The organism is Pseudomonas yangonensis, assembly GCF_009932725.1.
GTDB lineage: Bacteria > Pseudomonadota > Gammaproteobacteria > Pseudomonadales > Pseudomonadaceae > Aquipseudomonas > Aquipseudomonas yangonensis.
Window position 1 is genome coordinate 163051 of record NZ_BLJU01000012.1, and the last position, 12263, is coordinate 175313.

Sequence of the window (12263 nt, forward strand, 5' to 3'; positions counted from 1 at the left end):
TCCTGGACGATTTTCAGCTTAGGCCATCACCAGGCCGGTATCGTTCCGCTTGGCTGGCCGCTGCTGCCTTTGCCAGATCAGCCCGGGCGTCGTCTAATGCGTACTGTTCACTGCCTGTTATGAGGGATGCGCATGATTCTTGGCCAGTCGCTCGCGCAATGGCGCGCGGAGTTTCCGCTGCTCGACGAGCTGATCGCCCTGCGCGAAACCAGCTGGTTCAACCCCGCCGTGGCGCCTGCTGCCGAAGCACTGGCCGATGTCGGTTTGAGCGCTGCCGATGTGGCCGACGCCCGCGCGCGTCTCGAGCGCTTCGCCCCCTACCTGGCCCGGGCGTTCCCGCAGACGGCTGTCAGCGGCGGCATCATCGAGTCGGATATTCTGCCCTTGCCGCAGATGCAGGCGCTGCTGCGTGAGGAGGCCGAAGAAGAAATCGGCGCGCTGTGGCTCAAGCGCGACAGCCATCTGCCCATCTCCGGTTCGATCAAGGCCCGCGGCGGCATCTACGAGGTGCTCAAGCATGCCGAAGACCTGGCACTGGCGGCCGGTCTGCTCAGGCTCGATGACGATTACGCCTGCCTCGACAGCGATGCGATGCGCGCCTTCTTCGCTGGCTATCAGGTGGCGGTCGGTTCTACCGGCAACCTCGGCCTGTCCATCGGCATCATCAGTGCACGTCTGGGCTTTCAGGCCACGGTGCATATGTCCGCCGATGCCCGTCAGTGGAAGAAGGACAAGCTGCGCGCCCATGGCGTGACCGTGGTCGAGTACGCCAGCGATTACAGCGTTGCGGTGGAGCAGGGACGCCGCCAGGCCGAGGCCGATCCGCGTTGCCACTTCGTCGATGACGAGAACTCCAGGCACCTGTTCCTCGGCTATGCGGTGGCTGGCGAGCGCCTCAGGCAGCAACTCGCGGCGGCCGATGTCGTGGTCGATGCCGAGCATCCGCTGTTTGTCTACCTGCCCTGTGGCGTCGGTGGCGGGCCGGGCGGCGTGGCCTTCGGCCTGAAGCTGGCGTTCGGCGATGCGGTGCACTGCCTGTTCGCCGAGCCGACCCATTCACCGTGCATGCTGCTCGGCGTGCATACCGGCCGGCACGAAGAACTGGCGGTGCAGGATTTCGGCATCGACAACCGCACCGCGGCCGATGGCCTGGCGGTCGGGCGGCCATCGGGTTTCGTCGGCCGCGCCATGCAGCGGCTGATCGACGGCTATTACACGGTCAGCGACGAGCAGCTGTTCCGCTACCTGGCGTTGCTGCAGCAGACCGAGGGTCAGCGCCTGGAGCCTTCGGCCCTGGCCGGACTGCCGGGTGTATTGCGTGTGCTGGGCGAGCAGCAGGGCTATCGCCAGCGCCTGGGCCTGACACCGCAGCGTATGGCGCAGGCGACGCATCTGGTCTGGGCAACGGGCGGCAGCATGGTGCCGCAGGCTGAAATGGACAGCTACCTGGCGCGAGGGCGGCAACTGTTGCAGGGTTCGGGCGTAGATTGACGCATACCTGTAGGGGCCCCGCCCTCGGGCGAAGCTTCTCCGTCGCGTGCCCGGGCCAATTCGCCGCGGGGCGCGGCTCCTACTCATGAGTGATAAGAGGGCGCCTGAAAACGTAGAAGCCCGGCACTTGGCCGTCATGCTGTTCACTTAAGGTTGTACACGTTTGACGCCCCTCTCCCATTTATGGGAGAGGGGCTGGGGGAGAGGGCTGAAACACCGCAAAACTGCCAGTTTTCCCCTCTCCCTAACCCTCTCCCCAAAGGGGGGAGGGGACTGATCGTGTCCGACCATTTCTTATGTGAACAGCATTACGGCACTTGGCCGGGCTTCTCCTTGCAGCTTGAAGCTGGTCGCTTGCAGCTGCTTACTTCACTTCCACCGCCAGGCTTTCGGCGATCTTCTTGTTCCAGATCGCAGGGCCGGTGATGTGCACCGACTCGCCCTTGGTGTCGACCGCGACGGTCACAGGCATGTCTTTGACTTCGAACTCGTAGATGGCTTCCATACCCAGTTCTTCGAAGGCCAGCACCTTGGACTTCTTGATCGCCTGGGCCACCAGGTAGGCGGCGCCGCCGACGGCCATCAGGTACACGGCCTTGTTGTCCTTGATCGCGTCGATGGCGATGGGGCCGCGCTCGGACTTGCCGATCATGCCCAGCAGACCGGTCTGCTCGAGGATCTGACGGGTGAACTTGTCCATACGGGTGGCGGTAGTCGGGCCAGCCGGGCCAACCACTTCATTGCCGACCGGATCGACCGGGCCGACGTAATAGATGAAGCGACCCTTGAGGTCCACCGGCAATTGCTCGCCCTTGTTCAGCATGTCGACCATGCGCTTGTGCGCGGCGTCGCGGCCGGTGAGCATCTTGCCGTTGAGCAGCACGGTCTCGCCCGGCTTCCAGCTCTGCACCTCTTCCGGTGTCAGGGTGTCGAGGTTGACACGGCGCGCGCTCGGGCCGGCCTCCCAGACGATTTCCGGATAGGCATCCAGATCCGGCGCTTCCAGTACGGCCGGGCCCGAGCCGTCGAGCACGAAGTGGGCGTGGCGGGTGGCGGCGCAGTTGGGGATCATGCACACCGGCAGGCTTGCTGCGTGGGTCGGGTAGTCCATGATCTTCACGTCGAGCACGGTGGTCAGGCCGCCCAGGCCCTGGGCGCCGATGCCCAGCTGGTTGACCTTCTCGAACAGCTCCAGACGCAGCTCCTCGATGCGGTTCTGCGGGCCGCGGGCCTGCAGCTCATGGATGTCGATGTGCTCCATCAGCACTTCCTTGGCCATCACCGCGGCCTTCTCGGCGGTGCCGCCGATGCCGATGCCGAGCATGCCCGGCGGGCACCAGCCGGCGCCCATGGTCGGCACGGTCTTCAGCACCCAGTCGACGATGGAGTCGGACGGGTTGAGCATGGCCATCTTCGACTTGTTCTCGGAGCCGCCGCCCTTGGCCGCGACGTCCACTTCCACCTTGTCACCGGGGACGATGGAGTAGTGGATCACTGCCGGGGTGTTGTCCTTGGTGTTCTTGCGGGCACCTGCCGGGTCGGCCAGGATCGAGGCGCGCAGGACGTTCTCGGGCAGGTTGTAGGCGCGGCGCACGCCCTCGTTGATCATGTCGTCGACGCTCATGGTGGCGCCGTCCCAGCGCACGTCCATACCAACCTTGATGAACACGGTGACGATGCCGGTATCCTGGCAGATCGGGCGGTGGCCGGTGGCACACATGCGCGAGTTGATCAGAATCTGCGCCATGGAGTCCTTGGCGGCCGGCGATTCCTCCTTCAGGTAGGCCTCGTGCATCGCCTGGATGAAGTCGACGGGGTGGTAATAGGAGATGAACTGCAGTGCGTCGGCAACGCTCTGAATCAGGTCGTCCTGCTTGATCACGGTCATTGGGGCGCTCCTCTATCAGGGAACATCTACAAGGAAGCGCCGGACAACGACCCGGCGCAACGGCGAAAAACTGTCGGGCGCGATATTCACCTCGCTCCGCGACGGTCTGCTTAGGTGGCCGCCACGGCGGGCAGCAACAAAAAAGGCGCGGCAGTATACCGCGGCGGTCGTATAGGGCACAGCCGCCTAAGGTCGATGATGCTAGCCGGGTGGCGGTGATCGGTTCGCTAGGCAATCTGTGATCACAGGGGTAGAGTAACGGCCAGATGCCAGTATGGGATGGAGCCCATGAGCTCAACCACTCCTCGGGGCACGCAGCGCAGCCTGCAAAGCCTTCTGCTCAAACGCTTCGCCATGGCCTTCGCTACCTACGCGATGATGGCGCTCGTCTGCTGGTTCGCTGTATTCAATGGTCTGTTTCTCGGCTCCATCAGCACGGCCGCCTGGTTGACCCTCGGCGTGTTCGGCAGTCAGCTGGTGTTTCTCTGGCTGTTTCTTTCCGGGCGCAACCTGCGCTACGAAGACCCCAGCCTGACCCAGGCGCAGGTGCTGGTCGCGCTGGCCTGGCAGCCGCCGTTGCTGGCGCTGTTCGACAGCGCACGCGGCGTGATGATGGTCTTCTACGTGCTGATTCTGCTGTTCGGCGTGTTCCAGTTGCCGCCCCGGGTGTTCGCGCGGTGCGCTGCCTTCGCCTTTTTCGGGTTTACCGCGATGGTGCTGGTGGAGGCCTATCGCATGCAGCTGGTGGACCCGAGCATGGCCTGGCTGCAGGTGTGGGTGCTGTTCATTCTGCTGGTCTGGCTGTGCCTGTTCTCCAGCTACGTGCAGGCCATGCGTAAACGCATGCGTCAGCGTCGGTTCGCCTTGCAGGCGCATCAGGACACCCTGCGCGGGATGATGCGTCAGCTCGAGGAACTGGTCGCCACCGACGAGCTGACCGGGCTGTTCAATCGCCGGCATTTCCTGCGTCTGGCCAGTCGTGAGCTGGAGCATCTCGGGCATGGGCGGCAACACGGCCTGGCGCTGATCGATCTGGACCATTTCAAGCGAATCAACGATGCTCATGGTCATGCCGCTGGCGACCGGGTGCTGCAGACCTTCGCCGCGGTGGCCCGAGCCTGTCTGCGTGACGGCGACATCATTGCCCGCTACGGCGGTGAGGAGTTCGTCCTGCTACTGCCCAACACCGATGCCGATCAGTTCACCGCCTGCTGCGAGCGACTGCGCGAGGCGTTCGCCAGCGCCGAGCCGGTGGGGGTGAAAATCGACAGCCTCAGTCTGTCCGCCGGCATGACGCTGCTGTTTGCTGGCGATGACCTCGACGAAGCCCTGCAACGCGCGGATCAGGCGCTCTATCAGGCCAAGCGCGGCGGGCGCAATCGTTGCGATGCCAGCTGGGAGCGCGCGGGTGCCTGAGCTGCGTGTGGGCGCCCGACAGCTGCAGGTGGCCCAGCAAACCAACTTGCTCGATGCGCTGCTCGGCGGCGGTGTGGCCGTGCCCTACAGCTGCCGGGCTGGCAGTTGCCACGCCTGTCTGGTGCGTTGCGTGGACGGCGAGCCGCTGGATCTGCAACCCGAGGCGCTGGCTAACGACAAGCGCGCCGAGGGCTGGCGTCTGGCCTGCCAGTGCCAGGTGGTCGGTGATCTGCAGGTCGAACCCTTCGATCCACAGCGCGATGGCCTGGCCGCGCGAGTGGTCGCCCTGGATTGGCCCAGTCCGCAGGTCCTGCGTCTGCGCCTGCAGCCGGAGCGGCCACTGCGCTATCGCCCCGGTCAGCATGTGTTGCTGTGGAGCGAAGAGGGAGTCGCCCGGCCCTATTCGCTGGCCAGCGTGCCGGGCGAAGACGATTGGCTGGAGTTTCATATCGATTGCCGCAAGCCCGGGGCGTTCTGTGATGCAGCGCGGCGCCTGCAGCCGGGCGATGGGCTGCGTCTGGGCGAGTTGCGCGGTGGTGCGCTGCATTACGATGCCGACTGGCAGTCGCGTCCGCTCTGGCTGCTCGCCGCAGGTACCGGGCTGGCGCCCTTGTACGGGGTGCTGCGCGAGGCATTGCGCCAGGAACATCAGGGGGCCATTCGTCTGCTGCACGTGGCGCATGACGCGGCCGAGCACTATCTGGCCGACGAACTGCAGGCGCTGGCAGCGCAGCACGGCAAGCTGCAGGTGGAGCTGGTGACGGCGGCGCAGTTGCCGGCTGCTTTGGCCGAACTGCGCCTTGTTTCACGGCAGACCCTCGCCTTACTCTGCGGCCATCCGGAGACGGTCGACAGCTTCGCGCGGCGCCTCTACATGGCAGGTTTGCCGCGCAGTCAGATGCTCGCCGACGTCTTTCTCACCCGCGCGTAGGCTGCACCTGACCGCTCTTGCTGCCAGGCTGGCCCGCACCTTGGCCTGGAGCCTTGCATGAGCGAACACCTGCATATCGAACGCGACGGCGGTCTGTTGACCCTGCGCATGCATCGCCCGGACAAGAAGAATGCGCTGACCCGCGCCATGTACGCCGGCATGGCCGAGGTGCTGGACGAGGCCGTGCGCGATACGAGTGTGCGCGTGGTGCTGCTGACCGGTGGCGAGGACTGCTTCACCAGCGGCAACGATGTCGCCGACTTCATCCAGGCGCCGCCGACCGGGCTGAACAGCGAAGTATTCCAGTTCATGCGCGCGCTGTTCGACTTCAGCAAGCCGGTGGTCGCCGCTGTGGCCGGCCCGGCGGTGGGCATCGGTACCACCCTGTTGCTGCATTGCGACCTGGTCTATGTCGCCCGCGATGCACAGCTGAAGATGCCTTTCGTAAACCTGGGGCTGTGCCCCGAGTACGGTTCAAGCCAGATTTTGCCGCGTTTGCTGGGGCACGCGCGTGCTGCCGAGCTGCTGTTGCTAGGCCAGTCATTCACAGGCGAGCAGGCGGCTGCCTGGGGCATCGCCAATCAGGCACTCGATGATGGCGCGGCGACCTTGAGCAAGGCCCGTGAGATGGCGCAATGCTTTCTCGAACTGGCGCCATCGGCCGTTGCCGACAGCAAACGCCTGATGCGTGCACCGGGACGCGAGGAGTTGCGCAAGGTGATCGAGGAGGAGGGTGCCCTGTTCGGCCAGCGCCTGCGCTCGCCCGAGGCCATCGAGGCGCTGACCGCATTCATGCAGCGCAGAAAGCCGGATTTCTCTCGCTTCGCATAGGCTGCGCCCGCCTCGGAAAACAAAAGGCCGCTCATCGAGCGGCCTTTTGCATTGACGGGTGGATTACACCATTGGATCGCCGACGTGGAGGATCTTCATGGTGTTGGTGCCGCCGGTGCCGTGGTAGCTGTCACCCTTGGTCAGGATCACCCAGTCGCCCGGCTCCACTACGCCGCGCTTGAGCAGCTCGTCCACCGCCGCCTGGCTGACCTTGTTCGCCGGCAGCGAGGCCGGGTCGAACGGCACGGTGTAGACGCCGCGGAACAGCGCCACGCGGGCCTGGGCTTCGCGATGCGGAGTGAAGGCGAAGATCGGGATCGACGAGCGGATGCGCGACATGATCAGCGGGCTGTAGCCACTCTCGGTCAGGCTGATGATGGCCTTGACGCCCGGGAAGTGGTTGGCGGTGTACATGGTCGCCAGGGCGATGCTTTCGTCGCAGCGCTCGAAGGTGCGACCCAGGCGGTGGCTGGACTGCTTGCTGGTCGGGTGCTTCTCGGCGCCCAGGCACACACGCGCCATGGCCTGCACGGCTTCGACCGGGTATTCGCCGGCGGCGCTTTCCGCCGACAGCATCACCGCATCGGTGTAGTCCAGCGCGGCGTTGGCCACGTCGGAGACTTCGGCACGGGTCGGCATCGGGCTGTGGATCATCGACTCCATCATCTGCGTGGCGGTGATCACCGCTTTGTTCAGGCGACGGGCGTGGGCGATGATCTTCTTCTGGATGCCGACCAGCTCGGCGTCGCCGATTTCCACGGCCAGGTCGCCGCGGGCCACCATCACCGCGTCACTGGCGCGGATCAGGCCATCGAGGGCTTCGTCGTCGGCCACCGCTTCGGCGCGTTCGATCTTGGCCACCAGCCAGGCAGTACCGCCGGCCTCGGTGAGCAGGCGACGGGCATAGTCCATGTCCGCGGCATCGCGCGGGAAGGAGACGGCCAGGTAGTCCAGATCCATCTCGGCAGCGACCTTGATGTCGGCCTTGTCCTTGTCGGTCAGCGCCGGTGCGGTCAGACCACCGCCGCGGCGGTTGATACCCTTGTTGTCCGACAGCGGGCCGCCGATCACCACGCGGCAGTGCAGTTCGTCGGCGCCCTTGAGTTCGACGCGCATGACCACGCGGCCGTCGTCGAGCAGCAGTTCGTCACCGACATCGCAATCCTGAATCAGCGCCGGGTAGTCGATACCGACCACTTCCTGGGTGCCGGCCGTGCGCGAGTGGCTGGAGGAGAGACGGAACAGGTCGCCTTCCTTGAGCTCGATGCGCTTGTTCTCGAACTTGGCGATGCGAATTTTCGGGCCTTGCAGGTCGCCGAGCAGGGCAACGTGGCGGCCGTGCTTGGCGGCCAGCTCGCGGACCAGGGCGGCGCGTGCCTTGTGGTCGTCCGGCGTGCCATGGGAGAAGTTCAGACGGGCCACGTCGAGACCGGCGAGGATCAGTTGCTCCAGCACTTCCGGCGAGCTGCTGGCCGGGCCCAGGGTGGCGACGATTTTGGTGCGGCGAAAGGTCATGCACGAACTCCCTAGTGAACTATGTCAGGGAGGCTACTACGCCATTCAGCTGTAGTCATTGTTCCTGTGCACTACCCTTTGCCGTCCGGTTTGATCACCAGCAGATCGCACTCGACGCGTTCCAGCACCCGCTCCGCGGTGTGGCCGATCAACAGGCTGTCGAGATGGCCACGGGCGATGGCGCCCATCACCAGCAGACCGATATTGTGCTCATGCACGAATTTCGGAATGACTTCCTCGGCAAATCCGTCCAGCAGGTGGGCCTGCGCCCGATCGATGGCGTACTGGCCAATCAGCTTGTCGAAGGCCTCGCGGTGCTCGCGGCTGCACTGGTTCACGTAGTCGTCATACGCCTGCGCTACCTCGGCGTCGAACAGCAGCGAACGTGGCAGTGGCGCCTGCGCATGCAGGTACTGGGCATGCAGGCCGAGCGCAGCCTGCAGGGCCTGGCTGGTGCGAATCAGCTGATGATCGAGGGCGGCAGGCTTGTCCGCGCTGTGCAGCGGGTCGAGTGCCGCGCACAGACTTTGCCCGCGGGGCTCGGCATCGTGCACCAGCCACAGCGGCACCGGGCAGCGGCGGATCAGTTGCCAGCTGGTATCACTGAACAGGAGGCGGCGTAGTGCATTGCCGGGATGGGTCGACTTGAACAGGATGTCCGGTTGCAGCACGGCAACGCGGGCGAGGATCTCTTCATGTCGGCGCTTGCTCCAGCGCACGTCCACGTCGATTCGGAATCCTTCATCGCTCAAATGGGCGACGCTGGCGCGTAGCTCCTCATTGCTCTGACGCAGGATGGCTTCACGGGCGCGGTTGAGCAACTGGCTGTCCAGCAGGCCGCTTTCCAGGCTCGGGTGGTATTCGATCTTCAGCAGGTGCAACTCGGCACCGACCTGGCGCGCGATGTCGACGGCGCGTTGCAGGGCAGGTTGTTGCTGGTGTTCGGCGTCGATGACGACCAACAGTCGTTGCAGTTTCATGGCAGCGGCCTCGCCAGGTGTCTGTATGGGTATTACAGACCTGGTGATGGTGCGCGGCATTGATATGGGTCAGCGCTGGCCGGGATTGAGCGCCAGGTCCAGATGACGAGCGGCCTTGGCGCTCAGCTCGCCTTCGGGGAACTGCACCAGCAGGCGGCGCAGATAGGCGATGGCCTTGTCGCGGTTGGCGTTGGGGTTGTCCGGTGCCATGTGCATCAGTGCCAGCTGATACAGCGCCTTTTCCTTGATGTCCGCTGGCACGTGCGGGTCGGCCAGGCCCAACAGGTAAAGCTGCTCGGCTTCCTCGACGCGCCCCTTGAGTACGGCGCGACGTGACAGCAGGGTCATGTCCGGATCCAGGCTGGGTTTGTACAGATCGAGGTTCTGGCTCGGTTGCCAGTTCGCCAGCAGCTCGCGCGAGGTCTGCTGGATCGGCTCGTCAGCTCGCTGGCGGATCGTCGAGATACGCTCCTCGGCGCGGCTGGCGGCCTGGCTGGCAGGAAATTCGTTGAGCACCTTGTAGAAATAGTTGAGTGCCTTGGCATCGTCGCGCTGCTCATTGAAGCGACTCATGTAGATCAGGCCGATCTGATAGAGGGCGATGGCGCGCACCTCGCCGCTCAGTTGGCGGTCGCGATAACCGTCCAGATACAGCGCTTCGGCCTTGGCGCTGTGGGCGTCGCGAATGGCCAGGGCGCTGTAGGTCAGCAGGTCGCCTTCTTCTTCGATGGCGGCGGTCATGCGCTTGGTCTTCAGCGCCTTGTATTCCACCACTTCATTGGTGGTGACCTGGGCGATGAACAGTGGCGTGGTCGGGGCGCAGGCGCTCAGCAGGCTGGCACCGATGACGAGGGTAAGCAGGCGGGCGAGCTGCATGCGGGCTCCTTGGCCGAAACGGGCCGATGCGGCGCAGTCTAGTCAGCACATCGGTCAGCGCCAAGGCGCTGCCGGCAAAACCCATCGGAGGTTTGTCGCTGTTCAGTTTTTCCCTGCGCTGTCGATACACTGCTCACTGGAGGACTTGCCCATGCGTACCCTGATCGTTCTGGCCGTGGCCCTGGCTGCCACGGGTTGTACCCGCGTCTCGCTCGACCATCATTTGAACAACGCCTATCGCGCCTACAACGAAGGCGATTGCGCCCAGGTCGCGCTGGAGCTGTCGCAGGCCGAGCGCAAGAGCCGCTCGCGCAGCTACCTGCAGCCGGAGATCTCCCTGTTGCGTGGCCAATGCCTGGAGCGGGAAAGTCTGTTCGTCGATGCGGCGCAGACCTATCAGTTCATCATCACGCGCTACCCGGCCAGCGAGTACGCCTACCGCGCGCGTGCACGTCTGCAGACGCTGGAGCAACTGGGCCACCACAGCCCGGCACCTGCGGCCAAGGTCAGCCCCGCCGCACTCTGAGCCTTCGGTCGTCCGCCATTTCTCCCTGCCGCGGCGCGGTATAAGCTGGCGCATGGCCTTCATGGAGGATGAACATGCGTCATTTATTGCTGGTCGCCGCGCTGCTGCCGACGTTGGCGACAGCCGAGATCTATCGCTGGACGGACGAGCAGGGGCGCGTGCATTTCGGTCAGCGTCCCGTCGCAGGAGCGGAAACCGTGCAGGTGAAACCTCAGGTGGTCGAGCGCGACGCCCATACGCGTGAGCGCGAGGCGCGCGCGCAGCGCTTCTACGAGGCAAGGCGCGAGGAGCAGCAGCAGGCAGCGGCCACGGCAGCCGCGCAGCGCGAAGAACGGGCCGGTGAATGTCGTGAGCTGCGCCGGCGCCTGGAGCAGATGCCGGAGGGTTACCGTTATTACCGTGAGGGCGCCAGCGGTGAACGCATCTACTACAGTGATGAGGAAACAGACACCGCTCGTCGCCAGTTACGTGAGCGGATAGCCCAACGCTGTAATTGAGGGTGGTTTAGTGGCCGCAGTAGGGCCATACTCAAGACCCTTTGTAGCGATATGCCACCATGCGTAGCCAGCGCCGAATCGAACGCCATCAGCTGCCCTACTACCTGAAGGTGTTCAACCGCATCACCGACAAACCAATGGGCTCCATCGGCAATGTCTCTCTGGACGGCCTGATGCTGATCAGTCAGTTGCCGATGCTGGTTGGCGCACGCTTCGACATGCGCCTGAAGATTCCAGGCCAGCATGGCATTCACTTCATTGATTTTTCCGCCAACTGTCAGTGGTGCCGTGAAGATGTCAACCCTGGCGTCTACGACTCCGGCTTCGCACTGGTCGCACCACCTGCCGATTACGTCGAGATGATCGACGCCCTGCGTTACTACTTCAGCTTTCACAGCCTGGCGGCTTCGGCCTGATAGTTCCCGCTTCGAATCAATGCATCGCCGGAACACGGGCCAGGTTGCGCAGGCGCTCGCTCAGTTTCAGCCGCAGGCCGTCCTCGTCACAGAACAGCAGGGCGTGCTCCAGGTCGTAGCGTTCGCCCTGCGGGCAGTCCAGCTGCCGATACACGTCGGCGCGGGCCAGATGGTCGACCAGGGTCGCCGGGCCGAGTTGCAGGACGCGCTCGGCATCCTTGAGTGCCGCCTCGGGCGCATCGTGCTGCATGTGCAGCATGCGCAGATTGCGTGACAGGCGCCGCAGCATGGCCTGGGCGTCGGCCGTTTGCAGGTGCTCGGCGCTGAGTTCGATGCCCGGGCCCAGCTGGCGAAGCAGCTGATCACGACAGTCGCGGGTGTAGAGGCGGCGCCCGCCGCATGGGTCGAGCAGGTGGTCGGCACCCGGTACGCGCAACATGAAATGCCCCGGAAAATTCACTCCTTGCAAGGGAATGTCCAGGCGGCGCGCCATCTCCAGGGCGATCAATGCCAGCGCCAGCGGCTGGCCACGTCGGCGGCGCAGCACTTCATGCAGCAGGGCGTGGTGCGGACGTGTGACACCTTCGTCGTCTTCCTGAAAATCCAGTTCGGCAAGCCGGCGCAACAGCGGCTGCGCCAGTTCGCGCGCGGGCAGGGCGGGGAGTCCGGCGCTGATCTGCAGCAGCAGGCTGTGCAGGTCGTTCAGGACCTGGACGGGTTGTAGCAGATCATCGTGTTCGGCGGCGATCCACAGCGCCGCCTCGAACAGGGCGGGAGGATCGCGTTGCAGGCACTGCAGGCAGGCTTGGCGTGGGCTCATCGCATTCTCCGCTCATTTCTGCTGTTGTAGTCCGAGACGGAGTCCTCGTCCAGTGGGCTTCTCCTATACTGAGGCC

12 protein-coding genes are annotated in these 12263 nt (G+C 64.7%); 7 read left to right on the forward strand and 5 right to left on the reverse strand.

Translation table 11 applies throughout. The features are described 5' to 3' along the window. Positions 1-132: 132 nt before the first annotated feature. Positions 133-1491, forward strand: coding sequence for a D-serine ammonia-lyase (dsdA, locus tag GYB81_RS15475; protein ID WP_161865139.1), 1359 nt, complete (start codon positions 133-135; stop codon positions 1489-1491). A gap of 364 nt (positions 1492-1855) precedes the next feature. Here dsdA and GYB81_RS15480 read toward each other — a convergent pair whose 3' ends face one another. After that, a complete protein-coding gene (locus GYB81_RS15480) occupies positions 1856-3379 on the reverse strand; it encodes a fumarate hydratase (RefSeq protein ID WP_161865138.1) in 1524 nt (507 codons plus the stop codon). Positions 3380-3667: 288 nt separating this feature from the next. Here GYB81_RS15480 and GYB81_RS15485 point away from each other — a divergent pair, with 288 nt between their 5' ends. Genes GYB81_RS15485 through GYB81_RS15495 form a run of 3 tightly spaced genes read left to right on the forward strand, consistent with a single transcriptional unit; the run spans position 3668 to position 6557 of the window. Further along, entirely contained in the window at positions 3668-4795 is a 1128-nt protein-coding gene (locus tag GYB81_RS15485) for a GGDEF domain-containing protein (RefSeq protein ID WP_161865137.1), read from the forward strand. Continuing rightward, positions 4788-5726 carry an iron-sulfur-binding ferredoxin reductase gene (locus GYB81_RS15490; RefSeq protein WP_161865136.1) on the forward strand — a complete coding sequence of 313 codons (939 nt, stop codon included), beginning with the start codon at positions 4788-4790 and terminating at the stop codon, positions 5724-5726. The genes GYB81_RS15485 and GYB81_RS15490 overlap by 8 nt, the downstream gene beginning before the upstream one ends. A 57-nt stretch (positions 5727-5783) precedes the next feature. Further along, on the forward strand, positions 5784-6557 hold the full coding sequence (locus GYB81_RS15495; RefSeq protein WP_161865135.1) for an enoyl-CoA hydratase: 774 nt from the start codon (positions 5784-5786) through the stop codon (positions 6555-6557). Between the two features lie 63 nt (positions 6558-6620). Here GYB81_RS15495 and pyk read toward each other — a convergent pair whose 3' ends face one another. From pyk to GYB81_RS15510, 3 genes are all read right to left on the reverse strand, one after another. Next, a complete protein-coding gene (gene pyk / locus GYB81_RS15500; protein WP_161865134.1) occupies positions 6621-8072 on the reverse strand; it encodes a pyruvate kinase in 1452 nt (483 codons plus the stop codon). 71 nt (positions 8073-8143) lie between these two features. After that, the gene (locus tag GYB81_RS15505) at positions 8144-9052 is read right to left on the reverse strand and encodes a universal stress protein (protein WP_161865133.1); all 909 of its coding nucleotides are present in this window, start codon (positions 9050-9052) and stop codon (positions 8144-8146) included. 69 nt (positions 9053-9121) lie between these two features. After that, on the reverse strand, positions 9122-9928 hold the full coding sequence (locus GYB81_RS15510) for a tetratricopeptide repeat protein (RefSeq protein WP_161865132.1): 807 nt from the start codon (positions 9926-9928) through the stop codon (positions 9122-9124). A gap of 151 nt (positions 9929-10079) precedes the next feature. On the opposite strand from GYB81_RS15510, the gene GYB81_RS15515 reads away from it, so the two are divergent. The 3 genes from GYB81_RS15515 (at position 10080) to GYB81_RS15525 (ending at position 11367) form a co-directional block, all read left to right on the forward strand. After that, entirely contained in the window at positions 10080-10454 is a 375-nt protein-coding gene (locus GYB81_RS15515) for a tetratricopeptide repeat protein (RefSeq protein ID WP_161865131.1), read from the forward strand. A gap of 74 nt (positions 10455-10528) precedes the next feature. Further along, entirely contained in the window at positions 10529-10951 is a 423-nt protein-coding gene (locus GYB81_RS15520) for a DUF4124 domain-containing protein (protein ID WP_161865130.1), read from the forward strand. A gap of 59 nt (positions 10952-11010) precedes the next feature. Next, the gene (locus GYB81_RS15525) at positions 11011-11367 is read left to right on the forward strand and encodes a PilZ domain-containing protein (RefSeq protein ID WP_017362687.1); all 357 of its coding nucleotides are present in this window, start codon (positions 11011-11013) and stop codon (positions 11365-11367) included. 16 nt (positions 11368-11383) lie between these two features. Here GYB81_RS15525 and GYB81_RS15530 read toward each other — a convergent pair whose 3' ends face one another. Continuing rightward, complete coding sequence (locus tag GYB81_RS15530; protein ID WP_161865129.1) at positions 11384-12187, reverse strand: SirB1 family protein; 804 nt, start codon at positions 12185-12187, stop codon at positions 11384-11386. Positions 12188-12263: the final 76 nt, after the last annotated feature.